The organism is Agrobacterium vitis, from assembly GCF_037039395.1.
GTDB lineage: Bacteria > Pseudomonadota > Alphaproteobacteria > Rhizobiales > Rhizobiaceae > Allorhizobium > Allorhizobium vitis_E.
Genome location: NZ_CP146242.1, coordinates 813,616 through 832,405, shown reverse-complemented (window position 1 = coordinate 832,405; position 18,790 = coordinate 813,616). Strand labels below are relative to the sequence as shown.

Sequence of the window (18,790 nt, the reverse complement as noted above, 5' to 3'; positions counted from 1 at the left end):
GAAATGACAATACTTGATAACATACGCATCGTCGCAAAAATCGGATTGACCTTTGCGATATTGCTGGCGGTTAGCCTTGTCGTAAACGTTGTGAGCTGGGGTTCTCTCTCTAACCAGGAGCGGTCGTCCGGCTGGACCGTGCATACCTACGTGGTGTTGCAGAAGATGGATGCCATCGTTGCGTCCATGGTCAATCAGGAAACTGGTATTCGGGCTTACCTTCTGTCGGAAGCGGATGAAAAATTCCTTGAGCCGCAAAAGGCTGGCTTGAAGAGCTACGCCGAGGCCTATGCGGAGGTTCGCGGCCTGACATCCGATAATCCGGTCCAGCAGAAGCGTCTCGCCGATCTCGATGCGTTCGTTCAGGAATGGCAGACCAAGGTCGTGTCAAAGGAGCTTTCCCTGATGAAGGACCCGGCCACCCGGGAGCAGGGCCGCCAGCTGGAAATTTCCGGTGCGGGCAAGACCTATATGGATGGCATTCGCGCCAAGGCCAAGGAGATTGCCGATGAGGAAAGCGCGCTTCTCAGCGTGCGCCAGAAAGCTGCCGAGGAAGCCGCCTATGATGCCCGCCGCAATATCCTGCTGGGCAGCGCAACGCTTGTCGTGTTGATCGGTCTCTCACTTCTGCTCCTCAACAAGGGCATGATTGCACCGCTGACCCGGATCACGGCTTCGATGCGTGCACTGGCGACCGGCGAGACGGCAATTGACATCCCCGGCATTGGCCGCCGCGACGAAGTCGGTCATATGGCCGATGCGGTTGAAGTGTTCCGCAAGAACGCCATTGCCAATCGCGAACTGGAAGAGCAGGCAACGGTCAACCGCCAGCAAACGGCACAGACCCAGGCTGCCCATCAACAGCGCGCGGAGCAGGAAGCGGCCAATCTGCGATTTGCAACGCAAACCCTTGGCGAAGGCCTGAAGCGTCTGGCGCAGGGCGACGTATCCTTCAAGCTCAACGATGCTTTCGCAGCTGAATATGAATCGCTGCGCCAGGATTTCAATGCTTCGCTTGAGCAGCTTGGAACGACGCTCGGCTCCGTCCTCCAGACCGTCGAAGGCATGGAAAACGGCACCCGCGAAATTGCCGATGGCACCAACGATCTGTCCAAGCGGACCGAGCAGCAGGCCGCAGCCCTGGAAGAAACAGCGGCGGCGCTCGACCAGATCACCGTCAATGTGACCAATTCCTCGCAGCGCACAGAAGAAGCCCGCTCTGTGGCGATTACCGCCAACCAGAACGCAGTGCGCTCGTCAGAAGTCGTCAATCAGGCCGAAAACGCCATGAAGCGGATCGAGGAAAGCTCGCAGCAGATTTCCAACATCATCGGCGTGATCGATGAAATTGCCTTCCAGACCAACCTTCTGGCGCTCAATGCCGGTGTCGAAGCAGCGCGTGCCGGTGAAGCCGGTAAGGGTTTTGCGGTGGTTGCCCAGGAAGTGCGTGAGCTGGCGCAACGGTCTGCCCAGGCTGCCAAGGAAATCAAAGGCCTGATCCAGAACTCCTCTGCGGAAGTCGATAGCGGCGTCAAGCTGGTGCGTGAAACCGGTGTTGCCCTGAAGTCGATCGGTGATCACGTGGTTTAGATCAACCAGTTGATGGAGGCAATCGCCACATCGGCAAGGGAACAGTCCACCGGTCTTGCCGAAGTCAATTCGGCGGTCAACCAGATGGACCAGACGACGCAGCAGAATGCCGCCATGGTCGAGCAATCGACCGCCGCCGCTGCCGCTCTTGCCACCGAAGCCAACCGTCTGAAGACGCTTGTCAGCCAGTTCCAGCTTGCGGGTCGGAGGTCATTTGCCGGACATCCGGCAGTTGCCAGCCCATCGCAGCGTCCGGTTGCTTCTCCCGCCCGTGCTCTTGCCTCCAAGATCGGCAAGGCCTTCGGCGGAGGTGCATCGTCCGCCGCCGTGAAACAGGAATGGTCGGAATTCTGATCGAAATATCCACCATACTTGGTGGTGTATGCAAAAAAACGCCGCTGGCTTTCTGGCCAGCGGCGTTTTGGTGTTTAAGGCTGTCCGGATTATCGTCCGCTAAAGGGCCGCCGATGCTAGAGCATCGTGCAGAAAATTGGAATCAGCACGATGCTCTAGAGTTTGTCAGGGAAAAGTGGAACCCGGTTTTCCCGAAAAGACAAACGAAAACAAGAAAGCCTAGAGTCTGTCTGGTTCAATCTGAACCTGACAGACTCTAGGTTTTTGTTTGCACATCGGATTATCCGAAAACCGGTTCCCACTTTTCGGTCCGATGCTCTATCTTTAAGCCAGGCTATCCTGGGCCAGGGCATCACGCGACAGGGCCGTGAACACCGTTGAAACAATGCCCTTTGCGTCGAGGCCTGCCTTTTCATACATGACCTCAGGCTTGGCCTGATCCATCCACAGATCGGGCAGAACCAGGCTGCGAACTTTGAGGCCGTGGTCAAGCAGGCCCTCATTGGCCAGCATATGCAGAACCTGAGATCCGAAACCGCCGACCGCACCTTCCTCGACCGTGATCAGCACGGCATGATGGCGGGCAAGCTGGCGGATCAGGTCGAGATCGAGCGGTTTGGCAAAACGGGCATCGGCCACAGTCGTCGGCAGGCCAGCGGCATCGAGATCTTCGGCTGCGACAAGACATTCAGCCAGCCGCGTCCCGAAGGACAGCAGCGCCACTTTCGAGCCTTCCTTGATGATCCGGCCCTTGCCGATTTGCAAAATCTCGCCACGCTCCGGCATCTGAATGCCAACGCCTTCGCCGCGTGGATAGCGGAAGGAAATCGGACCCTCATCATAAGCGGCGGCGGTGCGCACCATGTGCTTCAGCTCTGCTTCATCCGCTGCCGCCATCACCACGAAACCGGGCAGGCTGGCCAGAAAACCGGTATCGAACGATCCGGCATGGGTCGGACCATCGGCACCGACGAAACCGGCGCGGTCGATGGGAAAACGTACCGGTAGACCCTGGATGGCAACGTCATGCACGACCTGATCGTAGCCGCGTTGCAGGAAGGTCGAATAGAGCGCGCAGAATGGCTTATAGCCTTCGGCAGCAAGGCCAGCGGCAAAGGTCACGGCATGCTGTTCGGCAATGCCGACATCGAAGGTCCGTTCCGGGAACAGGGTTTTCAGCTTGTCCAGCCCGGTGCCGGATGGCATGGCGGCGGTAATGCCGACGATCTTCTCGTCATGGCGGGCCTCTTCCACCAGCGCGTCGGCAAACACGGCGGTATAGCTCGGCGCATTCGGCTTGGCCTTGGCCTGGGTGCCGGTGATCACGTCGAACGTGTTGACGCCGTGATATTTGTCGGCAGCGGCCTCGGCAGGCGCATAGCCCTTGCCCTTCTGCGTCACCACATGGATCAGCACCGGCCCCTTGGCGTTGTCGCGCACATTGCGCAGCACCGGCAGAAGGTGATCGAAGGAATGGCCGTCGATCGGGCCGATATGGTAAAAGCCCATTTCCTCAAACATCGTGCCGCCGGTCACATAGCCGCGTGCATGTTCAACGGCGCGGGTAATGGCCCGGTCGATATTCTTGCCGAGATAGGCGGTGAGTTTCTTGCCGATCTCGCGCATGCCCATATAGGTACGCCCGGAGGCAAGCCGCGCCAGATAGGCGCTCATCGCGCCTGTTGGTGGCGCAATCGACATGTCGTTATCATTGAGAATGACGATCAGCCGCGCGTCCAGCGCACCGGCATTGTTCAGCGCCTCAAAGGCCATGCCCGCCGACATGGCGCCGTCGCCGATCACAGCGATGACCTTGCGGTCGGTCTGGCCAAGCTCGGCGGCCACAGCCATGCCGAGGCCTGCCGAAATAGAGGTGGAGGAATGCGCGGCGCCAAACGGATCGTATTCGCTCTCATTGCGCTTGGTGAAGCCGGAAAGTCCATGTTCCTGGCGCAGCGTGCGGATGCGCGCCCGACGCCCGGTCAGGATCTTGTGCGGATAGCATTGATGTCCGACATCGAAGATCAGCCGGTCTTCCGGGGTGTTGAAAACCTTGTGGATGGCGAGCGTCAGTTCCACCACGCCAAGCCCGGCGCCCAGATGTCCACCGGTCACCGACACGGCATCGATCATCTCGTCGCGCAGTTCACGCGCCACTTGCGGCATGTCCTTGTCTTCGATCTTGCGAAGGTCGGACGGAAACACGACCTGATCCAGCAACGGCGTGTTTGGCTTCGATGTCACAGGCTCCAGCCTCTTTTTCTCATCACTCGGTCTATCGGCTGCACAAGTTTCCTCCCGAATGCACTGCACGGCCTGAATGGTCCATGAATGGGGGAAATCATACAGTATTCAATGTCATTTCCCGCAACCCCCGTTCGTTTCCCAGGCGCTGAGCGCCACTGTCAAACAGGAGGTCAAGGTCATGATTGGGCAGATCCAGCAAAACTGCGCTATTGATGCATATAGGACTTAAATGTCCTTCGGCAAAGGGAGAAACGCATCTTCCTTGCGGTGAGCCTGCCAGGATCAGGCCTATTCCTTGTCCAGCGGCTCGGCACCAACAGGCTTGCCGGCCCGGTCCAGCCGGATTTTCTCGATGCGGTTTTCAGCCGCCGACAGCAATGCCTCGCAATGTTTCTTCAGCAACTCGCCGCGCTCGTAAATCGAGATGGATTCGTCGAGCGCCACATCACCGCGCTCCAGCCGCGCCACGATGCTTTCCAGCTCGGCCACGGCTTTCTCGAAGGAATAAGCGGCAATATCGGTGGCGGCAACGTCGGTCATACTCAACCCTTCATCAATCTCGAAATATGCATGCCAGCCGATTCGGCCAAGCCTTCCAGATCATAGCCGCCTTCCAGCAGGCTGACGACCCGGTTTTTGGCAAAGCGGTCGGCCACTTCCATCAGCCGTCCGGTTGCCCAGTCGAAGTCCTCGCCAACCAGATTGATCTGCGCCAGCGGGTCGCGGTGATGGGCATCAAACCCGGCGGAAATCAGGATGAGATCCGGGGAAAAATCGTTGAGTGCCGTCAGCACCCGTGATTTGAACGCCTCGCGGAAATGGTCCGAGCCACTATTGGCCGACAGCGGCGCGTTGACGATGGTGTTGTGCGGCCCAACCTCATCCTTTTTTCCCGTCCAGGGATAAAGCGGCATCTGGTGGGTGGAACAGAACAGCACGGATGGATCATCCCAGAAAATATCCTGTGTGCCATTGCCGTGATGCACATCCCAATCGACGATGGCGACCCGCTCGACACCATAGACCTGCTGGGCATGGCGGGCGGCAATCGCCACCGTGTTGAACAGGCAAAAGCCCATCGCCTTGGTTTTTTCCGCATGATGGCCGGGCGGACGGCCCGCCACGAACACATTGTCGGCGGCGCCGGTCATCACATCATCCACGGCGGCCATCGCCCCGCCGATGGCGGTCAGGGCGCATTGCAGACTTTTCTGCGAGGCATAGGTATCGGCTTCCAGCTGGTTGATCCGGTCCTCTTCCTCCGGCACCTGCCGCATGACGGCGATGAAATGCTCCTCAGGATGGGCCAGCATGACAGCATCCTCATTGGCTTGCGGGGCCTGATGGCGCTCCAGGGCGGAAAAATTCGGATGCTCCAGGGCGATATTCAGCGAGCGCAGCCGATCAGCCCGTTCAGGGTGGCCCTCCGGCGTGTTGTGTTCCAGAAAGATCGGGTTTTCATAGAGCCGGGTTGTCATGACGCATCCTCCTGTCGCACCAAACTTGCGCGACCAATCTCTTTTCCATTACATGAGCGATCACGGCATGGAGGGCAAGGGCAATGGCGAAAAGAGAACGGCTGGACGTGACCGAAACGATCATCGGCCTGCGCGATGTCGGCTTGAGCGGAGGGCTGAACAACAGCGCGCTGCTGGCGCTGTGCGAAGAAGCGCTCCACCGCTTCTGGCAGGCTCGGCCTACAGAAGATCAGGAGCCGGAGTTTCGCGCCACCAAATTCGAGGCGCGGCTCTTTGAGATGCTGGGACCGGGCGATGCGCTGCGTTTCACTGTGCAGGTGGACAAGATCGGCGGCAAATCCGTCGGCTTCGCCATTGCCGTCGAAAGCGGCAAAACCCGCGCCGCCGATGTCGAGATCACCTGGACGGCTGTGAACAAAGACAGTGCCGAACCGGTCGCACTATCGGAAGCGCTGAGGGATTGGCTGTATCAGTGGTTGCCGTGAAAACCTGGCCCAAGGATGCGGTCAAGCATAGCTTGGGTTTCCGTTACTGCCGCCTCACGCGTTTCTATTTGTTTTTGCAAGGTAATCAGTGTTTTCCATAAGGCCCAGCCACAGGCTCGGTCCCATGTCGCCTCATCATGGTCAAGGGTTGCACGAAAGACCCTGGCAGTGACGGAATTCATCGAGGTCCAGGCGATGGCAAGATCGCAGGCCGGATCACCGGTGCCGCAGGAGCCGAAATCGATAACTGCGGAGAGCCGGTCGTGTTTGATCAACAGGTTTCCAGGAGCGATATCGCCGTGCAGCCAGACCGGCGGTTTTAGCCAACGGCTGGCAAGCGCCCGGTCCCATAGCGCGGTCGCGCGGGACGTATCGATGCCGGTGCCGAGCTTGGCTATGGCCGTGCGGGTTTCTTCCTCATAGGTTGTGAGGGATCCGCCGCGATAGAAATTATGAGGTCCGGCCAGCGGGCCGTTGGCTCCGTCAAGACCATGAAGTGTTCTTAGAAATTCACCGAGATCGACCGCAAATTGCTCGCTGTTTGCGATCCATGTCGGCAAAGGCGTTTCGCCGTCAATCCATCGATAGATGCCCCAGGAGAAAGGGTAGGAATGATCCGCACAGCCCATTGCGACTGGTTCGGTAATGGGAAGCGGCAGATGCGGCGCCAGCATTGGCAAGAAGCGTTGCTCCTTTTCCACTTGCTGTTCATAGCGCTGCGCGCTCGGCATGCGAATGATCATCTCGGAGCCAAGGCGGAAACTGCGATTGTTCCAGCCGCCTGGTATGATCGGCTGGATGGCCAGCAATGAAAATTGCGGGAATTGGTCAGCGATCAAACGCTGCACCAATTCCACTGAAATTATCAGCCTGTCATCCATAACCGGAACCGCCGTTTTGCTTTGCGGATGCTATAGTCGGGAAAGATGACAGAAATTTACGCCCGCTTCGGCAGCAGCGGATAGCCGACCATCACGGCGCGGGCGGCGAGCGCTGCGATGGCGGCCTTGATCAGGTCGCCGGGCAGGAAGGCCAGTGAGCCGATCAGCACCTTGTCGATCGGGGTGCCAGCCACAAAGCTCCACCAGGGCATGCCGCAGGCATAGACTACGCCGATACCGCCGAGAATGCTGGCGGCAAAGAAGCCGATTGTCTGGCCGCTGGCCGTGGACGAGGCGCGGGCAAAACGTTCAGCAGCAAGGCCGGTGACGAAAGCACCGAGAATCCAGCCGAAAATATAGCCGCCGGTGGCCCCAAACAGCGCGTTCAGGCCGCCGTGGCCGCCCGACAGCACCGGCAGACCCATGGCGACCAGCAGCACGAACAGTGCATAGGCCAAGGCCCCGCGCTTGGCGCCGAGGATGCAGCCAGCCAGCATCACGCCCATCGATTGGGCGGTGATCGGTACCGGAATGAAGCCGAGAGGCACGGGCGGAATAAGCCCGAGGACAACGACGATAGCGGCAAACAGCGCGATCAGAACCAGGTCTCGCGTGGTCATGGTGATCTCCTCATCAATCTTTTCTCTTTTCGTGACGGCGAATGCCGCGGGCGTCAATGGCCTCGGCGATGGAATCGGCCTCTTTCAAGGCCAGAATAAACAGCGGTCCCAGCATCCGGTGCAGTCTCACAGGAATGCCACGCGCCTGATGCGCCGCCTTCAGCGCCTCATATCGGTCCGCGATGTCAGGCACGAAGCGCAGGGTCAGTCCCAGCGCCAGGCTGATATCGGCGGACCGTACCAGACCCAGCCGGTCGAGCGGGGCCAGCAACCGGTCAAGCGTCTCCATGAAGGCGCCAAGCGAGGTGGTCGCGGTAATGGCGGAGGCGAGAAACAGGATGGCGAGCAGCCGGAGCGTCAGCGTTGCCGAGGTGGTGAGATCAAGCGCATAGATGTTGAACAGGCCAAGCACGGCAATACTGATCAGCATCGGGCGGATGCGCCGCAAGGCCGCCCGCGCGCCAAGTCCGAGGCTGAAATAGAGCGCGCCGGTGGCGCAGGCTGCTATGGCCTGGAGCGGCATGGACAGGCTGAACGCCAGGCCAAGGCCAAACACCAGCAGAATAGCCAGTTTCGCCCCAACCGGCATCCGGTGCAGCCAGCTATTGCCCTCGACATGCAGGCTGTTCAACATGCGGCGATCTCGCGGTAGTAGGCAATGGCGTCGCTGGCCGAACCATCGAAGGCAAGCTTGGCGCGGTGAAACACCAGCACCCGCGAAAACCCGGCAATCAGATCGAGATCATGGCTGATCACCAGCGCCTGTTCCTCCAGCGCCTCGATGGTGCCAGCCACCAGCGCCCGGTTTTTCAAATCGAGCTGGTTGGTCGGTTCATCGAAAATCACCAGATCGGGCCGGTTGACCAGAACGGCGGCCAGGGCTGCCAATTGCAGTTCGCCACCGGATAGTTCATGCGGGCGACGGCGCAGCAGATGCGATATGCCAAGCCGGGCGGCAACGCTGTCCACGGCCTCGTCCAGCGCCTTGCCTTTAAGGCCGCGGGATTTCGGCCCCATGGCAATATCTTCGCCGATCAGCGGCAGGATGATCTGGTTGGCCGGGTTCTGGAAGATAAAGCCGGTCCGCGCCTGCACGGCCTTCGCATCTTTCACCGTATCCAGCCCGTCCAGCGTTACATGGCCGCTGCTCGGCTTGACGAGGCCATTGACCAGCCGGGCAAAGGTGGACTTGCCCGATCCATTCAGGCCAATCACCCCGATCCGCTGTTCGTCGAAGGTGATGGTCAGCGGCTCCAGCGCCACATGGCCATCAAAACTGGCGCCAGCTTGGTCGAAATGGATCTGCACGATGTCGATACCCTATCATTGCTGCCCTGTTCTATAGCCCGGTCCCGGGCAAAGGCAAATCCGGGTTTTCCCCATTTACAGCCGCCTTGAGATTTGCTCGGATGGGCTATCCGACCTGCACCCAAGGACCCCGCCACGTGACCTCATCCTTTCATCAGCCCGTCGATGCCGCTGAAGTGCCGCGCTTTGCTGGACATGCCACCTTCATGCGTCTGCCTGCCGTTACCTCGGCGGAAGGGCTTGATATCGCGCTGATCGGTATTCCCTGGGATGGCGGCACAACCAACCGGGCCGGCGCTCGCCATGGGCCGCGCGAGGTGCGCAACCAGTCCAGCCTGATGCGTCGGGTGCATCACGTCTCGAAAATCGAGCCGTTCAGCCTTGCCAATATTGCCGATGCGGGGGATGTGAGCGTCAACCCCATCGACCTGATGCTGGCGCTGCAACAGATAGAAGAGGGCATTGCGGCAGTTGTCGCTGCCGGTGCCCTGCCGCTCTGCGCCGGGGGCGATCATCTGACCACACTGCCGGTGCTGCGGGCGGTGGCGAAATCGCGGCCTGTCGGGCTCATTCATTTCGATGCCCATTCCGATACCAATGACAGCTATTTCGGCGGCCAGCGCTTTACCCATGGCACGCCCTTTCGCCGCGCCATTGAGGAGGGGCTGCTCGATCCGAAACGCATGGTGCAGATCGGCATTCGCAGCTCCAATTACGAAGTCGATGAGCATCAATGGGCCAAGGACCAGGGCATTCGCATTATCTATATGGAGGAATTCGTCGCCCGCAGCGTGGCAGACGTGATGGCGGAAGCCCGCGCCATTGCCGGTGATGGCCCGACCTATGTCAGCTTCGATATCGACTGTATCGACCCCTCGATGGCGCCTGGAACCGGCACGCCGGAAATTGGCGGCTTTCTGACACGCGAAGTGCAGGCCATGGTGCGGCTGCTGGAGGGCGTCAACATTGTCGGTGCCGATGTGGTGGAAGTCGCGCCCCCCTTCGATGTCGGCGGTATGACGGCACTGGCCGGCGCCACCATGATGTTCGAATTGCTCTGCATCATGGCCAAGGCGGTGGCGGATCGGCGTTGAAAGCCTGTATTGCAGCGAAAACCACCTTGAACAAAAAGAGAACATACCTTATCGTCAGCTTATGGCGATAGGGATAGACAACAGGACAGCGCGGCGGAGTTTTCTGGAGCGGCAGGGGCTTTCCCGGCCACCGGGGCGGGCGTTGAGCCGTCAGGGCCTGCTGGCGCTGATTACCGATCTCGGCTTTGTGCAGGTCGATAGTATCGGCACGGTGGAGCGGGCGCATCACCAGATCCTGTTTTCGCGCCACCAGACTTACAGGCGCGAAGATCTGACCGCTTTGCTGGAGCAGGACCGGCTGCTGTTCGAGCATTGGACCCATGATGCTTCAATCCTGCCTTCGGCTTTCTTTCCCTATTGGAAACATCGGTTCCGGCGCGAGGAAAGCCGGATTCTGGAGCGCTGGCGCACCTGGCGCGAGCCGGGCTTTGAAGCGGCTTTCGAGGAAACCTACCGGCGGATCACCGAGGGCGGCCCGGCCTTGTCGCGGGACATGAAGGAGGGCGACCATAAATCCGGCGGCTGGTGGAACTGGCATCCGTCGAAAACCGCGCTGGAATTTCTCTGGCGCACCGGCAAACTGTCGATTTCCGGCCGGGAGAACTTCCAGAAGATCTATGATCTGACGGAGCGCTGCATTCTTCAGGACCATTTGCAGGCCGAGGTGACGCATGACGCTTTCATCGATTGGGCCTGCCGCGAAGCGCTGATCCGGCTGGGTTTTGCCACGTCGGGCGAAATCGCCGCCTTCTGGAATCTGGTCAGCCCGCAGGAGGCAAAATTCTGGCTGGAGACCCATCGCGCCGAGCTTGAGGAGATCGAGATCGCGCCCGCCGATGGCGGAAAGCCGCGCCCCTCGCTGGCACTGGCAGACCGCGTGCCCACCCTGCTCGTGGCCCCGGAGCCTCCCGCCCGTATCCGGGTGCTCAGCCCTTTCGACCCGCTGATCCGCGATCGGGCCCGCACCGAGCGGCTATTCGGCTTCTTCTACCGGATCGAAGTCTTCGTGCCCGAACCGAAACGGCAATATGGCTATTATGTCTTTCCGCTGCTGGAAAATGACCGACTGATCGGCCGGATCGACATGAAAGCCAACCGCAAGGCCGGTACACTGGACGTGAAGCGGCTATGGCTGGAGCCGGGCATCAGGCCCTCGACCGGACGGCTGGAAAAGCTTGACCAGGAATTGACCCGGCTTGCGCGATTTACCGGGGTGGAGGCGGTCGTGTATGGTGATGGCTGGCTCAGTTCTTGAATGGCTTACCTGCACGATCCGTGAGGGTTTTGACGAAATTCACCTTGGTCATCACCATGTCTTTGTCGCTGTAATGGACGATTTCGTTGGCGGAGCGAGTGCCGACCACCAGATAGACGCAGTCCGCATTGGAGCGGTTTTCCAGGCAATGGCCAAGGGGAACACCGGCCTTGAAGGTTGCGGCATCGCCGGGCATCATCTCGGTCACCGCGTCGCCTTCAATCAAGGTGACAGTTCCCTTGAGCATATAGAGGAATTCGTCTTCCTGTTCATGCCAGTGCTTGTGAGACGAGCGGGAGCCGGGTGGCAATGTTTCCAGCAGCACGCCAAATTGTGTCAGGCCGCCTGCATCGCTTAAGCGCCTTGCGCTATAGGGCCCAAGTTCAGTGTTCATGCCCTCGGCGGTGCCGATATCCAATGGCGCATTTTCGGCTTTGACTACAGGCATGGTTTCCTCAACGGTTTTGCAATTGCTCCACACCAATAGAGCATCGTTCAGAAAAGTGGGTACCGGTTTTCGGTCTTATGCTGTCATGTTCAGATTTCGGAACGCGCACTCGTAAATGTCGATGTGGGCGGTTGAACCCATCCGATCTCCCTCCTTGAGGGGGAGATGGCTGGCAAGCCAGAGGGGGGTGAGCCAAAACTGAAAACGTTGGTGTTGCGCACCGTGATCCGATTTTCTGCAAGATCCTGTAGAGAACGCAAAAAGGGGCGTGCCGCCACACACCCCTCTTTCGCGCAGCCATGGCAGAGCCGTGGCTACTCCTCGTCCGTATCCATATATTCCATATAATGCGCTTCGATCTGTTGGATCGGAGACGCTGCTTTTGCCTCGTCGATGGCCGTCGAGGCGCTGGTTTTTACGCCAGCTGTTTTCTTGCTTGAATCCAGACTCCAGAGCGCGTTGGCCAGGGAGGCGGATAACAGTGTGCTGGTGGAGTTTCCACCGGCAGAGCGCGAGCGGGGCGTGGTCGCAGACTCTACGGCAACATCCTCAACGCTTGACGCGCCATGAATGTAGCGGCTCTGATACTGTGAATTGCCAAGGCTGCTGTCGATCCTCATCGCAGGCCCTTTCTGTTCGCTTCGTTAACCCTTTATTAACGATCGAAGCTTGCGCGAGGCTTGCGTCACATCCGGTTTTTCCGAGAAATTGTGGAGCCGGTAGGCATTTGCACTAGATCTAGTTTTATCAACATTTTCTACTGAAGAAAATAGGAATTTTCCGCCAATTTTGTTAGAATTTGTAAAGATCAATTCAAATTATACAACTATTCGGCGTTCGAAACCGGCAAGATTTGAACTATACTGCGGTGGGAAGCTTCGCCGACAATGCCTTCAGGCAAAGCTCGAAAGCCGTCAGATCGCTATAGAGCTGGTCTGCTTGGGCCTGATGGGTAAAAATCGGCCCGCCCCGACGTTCGATCCCGCCATGCAGCATGAGATTTTCGATCATATCGAAATCCTCCAGTGACAGGCCATCCGGCCCGCGCTTGCGCTGATCAGGACCGAGCGTCACCTTGCCCTGATAAAATCCGGCGGTGCGGGCATAGTGATTGTCGATGATATTGGTATAGGCAGCAACCAACTTGCCCTGCGCGCACATATAGCCCAGCTCGAAAGCGGTGCCGGGATCGGCGGCAATGCCACGGAACGGGGTGAGATTGGCAATCACCCCATCAGCCCGGTTCATCATATCCTCATCGACGGCACTGATTTTCAATCCGAACTCATGCAAGGTCGGGGCCGGTTCTATGGAAATATCGCCGGGACAGATCGGCTCGAACCCATAGGCCCGTGTCATCGCCGCCTTGGCATCGAGCACCTCGCGGGCATCAGCGAGAAACACTTCGGGACCGGCGAGATAAAGCTTGAGTGACATGGATTGGGTTCCTGCAAAACTCATTTCTCCGCGCAACCCTGGTCTGCGAGGCCTTATGAGCAGTGTGAAATCATGTGTATAGGCAGGCTTCAGGCGATCTCGGTTTCCGAGATCTTGATGCCAAAACCCTCCAGGCCGACGTAATGGCGCTCACGCGAGGCCATCAGCCGGATCGAGGTGACGCCGAGGTCTTTCAGGATCTGGGCGCCGAGGCCGATTTCCAGCCATTCGCTGTCACGGGTCTGGGCTTCCTGATGAGCCTCGCGGTCATGCATGCCAGCCCTGGCCGTAGTCGAGGCGCCAACCCCGACGGAGCCTTCGCGCAGATAAACGATAATGCCGCGGCCTTTTTCGACGATGCGTTTCAACATGGTATCGATCTGGCGGGCACCGCCGAACACATCGGCACCGACATTTTCCAGATGCAGACGCACTGGAATATCGACGCCGTCGCGGATATCGCCGAACACGACGGCCAGATGCTGCATCGGGTCCCAGGGCAGGGAATAGGCATGGGCTTTGGCCGGGCCATAAGCTGTCTGGATATCGAAGGTCGACATCAGCTGGATCAGGGTTTCCTTGCGCTGGCGATAGGCAATCAGGTCGGCGACCGAAATCTGTTTCAGCTTGTGCTTTTCGGCAAAGGCCGCGACCTGCGGGCCACGCATCACCGTGCCATCGTCATTGACCATTTCCGAGATCACGCCGATCGGCGGCAGGTTGGCCAGCCGGCAGAGATCGACGGCGGCCTCCGTATGGCCGGACCGCATCAACACGCCACCTTCGCGCGCCACCAACGGGAAAATATGGCCGGGGCGGACAAAATCGGCGGCGCCCACATTGGGATTGGCCAGATTGCGCACCGTCAACGTTCGGTCGTCGGAGGAAATCCCGGTCGTGGTGCCATGCTTGAAATCGACGCTGACTGTAAAGGCTGTCGTATGGGCGCTGTCGTTTTCGGCGACCATGGCTGACAGATTCAGCCGCTTGGCTTCTTCCTTCGGCATTGGCGTGCAGACGATACCGGACGTGTGGCGGATGATGAAGGCCATTTTGTCCGAGGTACAGTGCACGGCGGCAACAATCAGGTCACCTTCGTTCTCGCGGTCGTCGTCATCGGTGACGATGACGATCTCACCGGCCTCAAAAGCCCTGATAGCGTCAACGACACGGGTCTGATCATAGGTCATGTCGAGTTCCTTACTTCAAACGACCGGTCTGGCCGCGGTCGCGCAGATAATGATCCGCCAGGGCGCAAGCCATCATTGCCTCGCCAACCGGCACCGCCCGGATACCGACGCAGGGATCGTGGCGGCCCTTGGTGCGAATATCGACATTGCGGCCTTGTGAATCGATGGACTGGCGCTCGGTGAGGATGGACGAGGTCGGCTTGATGGCAAACCGCGCCACAATGGGTTCGCCGGTGGAAATTCCGCCGAGAATGCCGCCGGCATGGTTGGACAGGAAAATCGGCTGCCCGTCATTGCCCATGCGCATCTGATCGGCGTTTTCCTCGCCGGTGATTTCGGCGGCGCCAAAGCCATTGCCGATTTCAACACCCTTGACGGCATTGATCGACATCAGCAGGGCGGTAATATCCTGGTCCAGCTTGGCATAGATCGGCGCGCCCAGCCCGGCCGGCACGCCTTCGGCCACCACCTCCACCACGGCCCCCACCGAGGAGCCCTGCTTGCGGATCTGGTCGAGATAGTCTTCCCAGACGGGAACGATCTTCGGGTCTGGTGCAAAGAACGGATTATTGTCGACCTCGGCCCAATCCCAATTGGCGCGATCGATCTTATGCGTGCCGATCTGCACCAGCGCGCCGCGAATGGTGACACCGGGCAGAACCAGGCGGGCAATGCCGCCCGCTGCCACCCGCGCTGCCGTTTCGCGCGCCGAGGAGCGCCCGCCACCGCGATAATCGCGGATGCCGTATTTCAGGTCGTACGTATAATCGGCATGGCCCGGGCGATATTGCTGAGCGATTTCGCCGTAATCCTTGGAGCGTTGATCGGTGTTTTCGATCATCAGCGAAATCGGCGTGCCGGTGGTGATCATCGAGCCATCGTCCTGCGGCATGACGCCGGAGAGCACCTTGACCAGATCGTCCTCGCGCCGCTGGGTGACGAACCGCGACTGGCCGGGCTTGCGCTTGTCGAGCCAGACCTGCAGGTCTTCGAGCGTGAACCTCAGACCGGGCGGGCAACCATCCACCACGGCGCCCAGCGCCGGGCCGTGGCTTTCGCCCCAAGTGGTGACGCGGAAAAGATGGCCGAAACTATTATGCGACATATGCTGAAACCGGGTCCGCTTTGCCAGGGGTAAACCCTGTTTTTTACAAGGCCCCACTCTTAGTAGAAAAGCCTCAAGCGTGAAAAGGCTTTCTTTGCGGCAATGGTGCAAAAACCGGAAAAGCTTTGCGCGAGGTGGGATTTATGATGCCATCTGACGGTCTGTCTGCAAGGCGAAACGGCCGAATTCCTCGAAGGGCAGCGGTTTTGCAAAAGCGTAGCCTTGCAGGAGGTCGCAGCCCAGTTCGCGCAGGATCTGCGCATGGGCAATGCTTTCGACGCCCTCGGCCACGGTTGCAACCCCCAGAGAGCGGGCAATATCGATGATCGAGCGCACCATGGCCCGTTCCCGGCTGGAGTTGAGCAGGGGCATCACAAGTTGCCGGTCAATTTTCAGCCGCTTGGGTTGCAGTTTCAAAAGGCTGATGATCGACGTGTGGCCAGTGCCGAAATCGTCGATTTCAATGTCGATGCCCAAAGCCTTGATCCGCTCGATATTGGTGGTGGCAATATCCTCGCTTTCATCGAGAAAGATCGATTCGACCAGTTCGAAGGAAATTTCGCCGGGCAAAATGCTGAGGCCTTCCAGCGTCTCGATCAGCCCGGCATCATGCAGCCGGCGGGAAGAGACATTGACGGAAATCTTGGGCAGTTTCACGCCCATGGCAGCCCAGCGCATCTTGTCCTTCAGGGCCAGTTCCAGCACGATCTGGTCGATACGCGCCATGACATTCAGGTCTTCCGCCACTTTCAGGAAGCTGTTGCTGGGCAGGATGCCGCGGGTCGGATGCTGCCAGCGGACCAGCGCCTCGGCGCCGACCAGTTCCATACTGTTGGCGCAGAATTGTGGTTGATACCAGGCGGTGATCTCATCGTTTTCCAGCGCATGCAGCAATTCATCGGCAATGCGCTTCGAGCTGACAATATTGGCCTGTAGATTTTCCGTGAAGAATTCGAAACAGTTGCGGCCTTGCCGCTTGGCTTCATAAAGCGCCAGGTCGGCATTGATCAGGATCTTGCGGGCATCGGTGCGTAGTCCCTTGGCTTCGGCAATGCCGATGGAAACGCCGCAGCGACAGATGAAGCCCTCGAAATCCACGGGAACGTTGATGTCCTGGATGATGCGCTCAGCAAGCTCGGCGGCGGACTTGGCATCGATTGGCCCATGCAGCAGCACCACGAATTCGTCTCCGCCAATCCGCGCCACCAGATCGCCGCTGTTCATGTGGCGTGACAGAACCCGTGCCGCATTGACCAGCATGGCATCGCCAGCGGCATGGCCCAGCGTGTCGTTGATCTCCTTGAACCGATCCAGATCGAGATGGAGGATGGTGAAGCGGCTTCTGTTCGCCTGGGACTGCCGCGTCAGGCTGTCCAGGGCGATATCCAGCTTGCGACGATTGGCAAGGCCGGTCAGCGGGTCATGCAAGGCATTGAATTCGATCCGGTTTTTGGTCAGTTCAAGTTCGATATTGCGTGCTTCGGCCTCGGCCTTTGCGGTGCGCAATTCTTCGGTCAGCAGCACGTCGGCTGTCACATCGAAACTGATGCCGATCAGCTTCTTGCGTCCGTTGCGGTCGACATGCACCTGACCAACCGAGCGCACCCAGCGTGTGCCGCCCTGGTCCAACAATACCCGTTGGCTGGTATTGAGGCGCGTGTGCTGCTTTACCGCGTTGCGTGCGGCCTCCATCAGCATTTCGTGGTCGTCTTTATGGATCTTGCTCAGCCACATTGCGTCGGTGATATGACTGCTGGTGGCCGGAATATTATAGAGATAGCACATGCGCTCGTCCCAGACCGTGCGGCCCGTGGAAAAATCATGCTCCCAGACGCCGCAGCCATAGGAATCCAGCGCCAGTTCAAACCGGTAGGACAGGCTTTCCAACTGCTGCTCGCGGCTGGACAATTCGTCCAGGGCCAGTTCCAGCTCCCGCATTCTTGATGTCTGAACTCTCCTTGGCGGCCCGCAGGTCATTCTGCATGGCGACATCGGCGGTAATGTCCCAGACGAGGCCGGTCACACGGTTATGGCCATAGGCATCCGCATGGCTGCCGACAGAGCGCAAGGTGCGGATCGCCCCGCCCTCCAGCACGACCCGGTAGTCCTGGCTGTTTTCGCCTTGCTGGCAGGCCAGAACATGGGCTTGCGCCTTGGCGCGGTCTTCCGGATGGACGGTGTCCAACCAGCGGGCCATGTCCTGATCGAGTTCGCCGCCGCCGTTTGCTCCATGCAATTGTGCGGCACGGCTGTCCTGATGAAGGGTCGGATTGCCGGCTGCAAGTTCCCACATGCCGATATTGGAACTGTCCATTGCCAGTTCAAAGCGCCGGGTCAAGGCCCGGTATTTGTCTTCCATCTGCTTTAGCGCGCGCCGGCGTTTGGCGCGGGAGATGACAAGCATAGCTATGCCGCAGAGCGGGGCTGCAAAAGCCAGATCGACGGCAACCAGCGCCATGACGAAATTGCTGTGATCCTTCGGTTTCTGCTGCCAGCCTGCCCGGGGGCGGCCATAAACCTGCAGCGTCCCGCCCTGAAGCGCCATGGTCAGTATTTCCGGGGTTTCCCCGGCCATGTTCTGCTCGGTGATGTCGTGTCTGGCTGAATCCGGGCTGACTGAATCCGGCTTGGTCAAATCCTGTATCGCCAGCGACGGGCTACCGAAAACAGTGCGCGTACCGGATGCGGTCTGCACCGTGACGGCAATCTCGACAGCCGGTCCGCTGCCGCTCGGAGTGGTGGCGCCATCGGCGATGGCGGACTGGATGAATTTGGCGGTATCCAGAATGGAACGGACATGGATGGGGGAGGGCGTCGCATCGGCGGCGGTGATATTCAGTTGCAATTGCCCGTCATCCTGCAATTGCATATCCGTGCCCGAATCCGGGCCGATTGTCATGCTGGGTTTGAGGGAGAGCCCTTGCGGCGTCCACACCTGTTCCACGACAGTGCCTCGGGCCAGCGCCAAAGCGTGAAATTCCGGCCGTTCCCGCAGAATACCGCGAACAACCCCTTCGGTTTGTGGCGAGGCCAGTGTGCCTTTGAGCGGTGACAGTGCATGGACGAGATTTCGTAGCGCGAAGAAATTTTCCTCGGTTCTTTGGATCATCATCCCGCGGACCCGCTGCAGGTCGGCTTGGACTTGCCCGCGCAACTGGCTGCGGTAATCGGCGATATTGAGATAGCCAATATAGGCAAGCAGGCCTGTCAGCAGGACAAACGTCAGGGCCAATAACAGCATCGCCACATTGCCGGAACGGCGTGTTGGGACGTCGGCGGGATTTGCGAATTCTGTCAT

General features: G+C 59.2%; 17 protein-coding genes and 1 pseudogene. 4 read left to right on the top strand and 14 right to left on the bottom strand.

Features of this window, described 5'->3' with window-relative positions:
* The first annotated feature begins 3 nt into the window (after nucleotides 1-3).
* Nucleotides 4-1,944: pseudogene (locus tag V6582_RS06610) on the top strand (methyl-accepting chemotaxis protein).
* Nucleotides 1,945-2,268: 324 nt separating this feature from the next.
* On the opposite strand, the gene dxs reads toward V6582_RS06610, so the two are convergent.
* From dxs to V6582_RS06595, 3 genes are all read right to left on the bottom strand, one after another.
* Nucleotides 2,269-4,188 (bottom strand): 1-deoxy-D-xylulose-5-phosphate synthase, encoded by a 1,920-nt coding sequence (gene dxs, locus V6582_RS06605; protein WP_337739328.1) that lies wholly within the window; start codon nucleotides 4,186-4,188, stop codon nucleotides 2,269-2,271.
* A 291-nt stretch (nucleotides 4,189-4,479) separates the two neighbouring features.
* Nucleotides 4,480-4,731 carry an exodeoxyribonuclease VII small subunit gene (locus tag V6582_RS06600; RefSeq protein ID WP_156548406.1) on the bottom strand — a complete coding sequence of 84 codons (252 nt, stop codon included), beginning with the start codon at nucleotides 4,729-4,731 and terminating at the stop codon, nucleotides 4,480-4,482.
* A gap of 2 nt (nucleotides 4,732-4,733) precedes the next feature.
* A complete protein-coding gene (locus tag V6582_RS06595; RefSeq protein ID WP_156632911.1) occupies nucleotides 4,734-5,669 on the bottom strand; it encodes a histone deacetylase family protein in 936 nt (311 codons plus the stop codon).
* A gap of 83 nt (nucleotides 5,670-5,752) precedes the next feature.
* Here V6582_RS06595 and V6582_RS06590 point away from each other — a divergent pair, with 83 nt between their 5' ends.
* Nucleotides 5,753-6,154 (top strand): acyl-CoA thioesterase, encoded by a 402-nt coding sequence (locus V6582_RS06590; RefSeq protein WP_156632910.1) that lies wholly within the window; start codon nucleotides 5,753-5,755, stop codon nucleotides 6,152-6,154.
* On the opposite strand, the gene V6582_RS06585 is transcribed toward V6582_RS06590, so the two are convergent.
* The 4 genes from V6582_RS06585 to V6582_RS06570 form a co-directional block, all read right to left on the bottom strand.
* Nucleotides 6,139-7,002 carry an aminoglycoside phosphotransferase family protein gene (locus tag V6582_RS06585; protein ID WP_337739327.1) on the bottom strand — a complete coding sequence of 288 codons (864 nt, stop codon included), beginning with the start codon at nucleotides 7,000-7,002 and terminating at the stop codon, nucleotides 6,139-6,141. The genes V6582_RS06590 and V6582_RS06585 overlap by 16 nt on opposite strands.
* A gap of 89 nt (nucleotides 7,003-7,091) precedes the next feature.
* Entirely contained in the window at nucleotides 7,092-7,655 is a 564-nt protein-coding gene (locus tag V6582_RS06580) for a biotin transporter BioY (RefSeq protein ID WP_156632908.1), read from the bottom strand.
* A gap of 13 nt (nucleotides 7,656-7,668) precedes the next feature.
* The gene (locus V6582_RS06575) at nucleotides 7,669-8,289 is read right to left on the bottom strand and encodes an energy-coupling factor transporter transmembrane component T family protein (RefSeq protein ID WP_156632907.1); all 621 of its coding nucleotides are present in this window, start codon (nucleotides 8,287-8,289) and stop codon (nucleotides 7,669-7,671) included.
* Nucleotides 8,283-8,963 carry an energy-coupling factor ABC transporter ATP-binding protein gene (locus tag V6582_RS06570; RefSeq protein WP_337739326.1) on the bottom strand — a complete coding sequence of 227 codons (681 nt, stop codon included), beginning with the start codon at nucleotides 8,961-8,963 and terminating at the stop codon, nucleotides 8,283-8,285. Before V6582_RS06570 ends, V6582_RS06575 begins: the two co-directional genes overlap by 7 nt.
* Nucleotides 8,964-9,100: 137 nt before the next feature.
* Here V6582_RS06570 and speB point away from each other — a divergent pair, with 137 nt between their 5' ends.
* Nucleotides 9,101-10,057 carry an agmatinase gene (gene speB / locus V6582_RS06565; RefSeq protein WP_337739325.1) on the top strand — a complete coding sequence of 319 codons (957 nt, stop codon included), beginning with the start codon at nucleotides 9,101-9,103 and terminating at the stop codon, nucleotides 10,055-10,057.
* Nucleotides 10,058-10,118: 61 nt separating this feature from the next.
* Complete coding sequence (locus V6582_RS06560) at nucleotides 10,119-11,312, top strand: winged helix-turn-helix domain-containing protein (RefSeq protein WP_156632905.1); 1,194 nt, start codon at nucleotides 10,119-10,121, stop codon at nucleotides 11,310-11,312.
* Here V6582_RS06560 and V6582_RS06555 read toward each other — a convergent pair.
* The 7 genes from V6582_RS06555 to V6582_RS06525 form a co-directional block, all read right to left on the bottom strand.
* Nucleotides 11,302-11,760, bottom strand: a complete 459-nt coding sequence (locus V6582_RS06555; protein ID WP_156632904.1) for a cupin domain-containing protein — start codon at nucleotides 11,758-11,760, stop codon at nucleotides 11,302-11,304. The two genes, V6582_RS06560 and V6582_RS06555, sit on opposite strands and share 11 nt — an antisense overlap.
* A 314-nt stretch (nucleotides 11,761-12,074) precedes the next feature.
* On the bottom strand, nucleotides 12,075-12,380 hold the full coding sequence (locus V6582_RS06550) for a hypothetical protein (RefSeq protein ID WP_156632903.1): 306 nt from the start codon (nucleotides 12,378-12,380) through the stop codon (nucleotides 12,075-12,077).
* Nucleotides 12,381-12,618: 238 nt separating this feature from the next.
* Entirely contained in the window at nucleotides 12,619-13,197 is a 579-nt protein-coding gene (locus tag V6582_RS06545; protein WP_156632902.1) for a nucleoside 2-deoxyribosyltransferase, read from the bottom strand.
* Between the two features lie 89 nt (nucleotides 13,198-13,286).
* Complete coding sequence (gene ribB, locus V6582_RS06540; RefSeq protein WP_156632901.1) at nucleotides 13,287-14,387, bottom strand: 3,4-dihydroxy-2-butanone-4-phosphate synthase; 1,101 nt, start codon at nucleotides 14,385-14,387, stop codon at nucleotides 13,287-13,289.
* A 10-nt stretch (nucleotides 14,388-14,397) separates the two neighbouring features.
* Nucleotides 14,398-15,492, bottom strand: a complete 1,095-nt coding sequence (gene aroC, locus V6582_RS06535; RefSeq protein WP_156632900.1) for a chorismate synthase — start codon at nucleotides 15,490-15,492, stop codon at nucleotides 14,398-14,400.
* Between the two features lie 141 nt (nucleotides 15,493-15,633).
* Nucleotides 15,634-17,430: a bifunctional diguanylate cyclase/phosphodiesterase gene (locus V6582_RS06530; protein WP_349508935.1), complete on the bottom strand. Its 1,797-nt coding sequence runs from the start codon at nucleotides 17,428-17,430 to the stop codon at nucleotides 15,634-15,636.
* Nucleotides 17,354-18,790: a PAS domain-containing protein gene (locus V6582_RS06525; RefSeq protein WP_349508934.1), complete on the bottom strand. Its 1,437-nt coding sequence runs from the start codon at nucleotides 18,788-18,790 to the stop codon at nucleotides 17,354-17,356. The genes V6582_RS06530 and V6582_RS06525 overlap by 77 nt, the downstream gene beginning before the upstream one ends.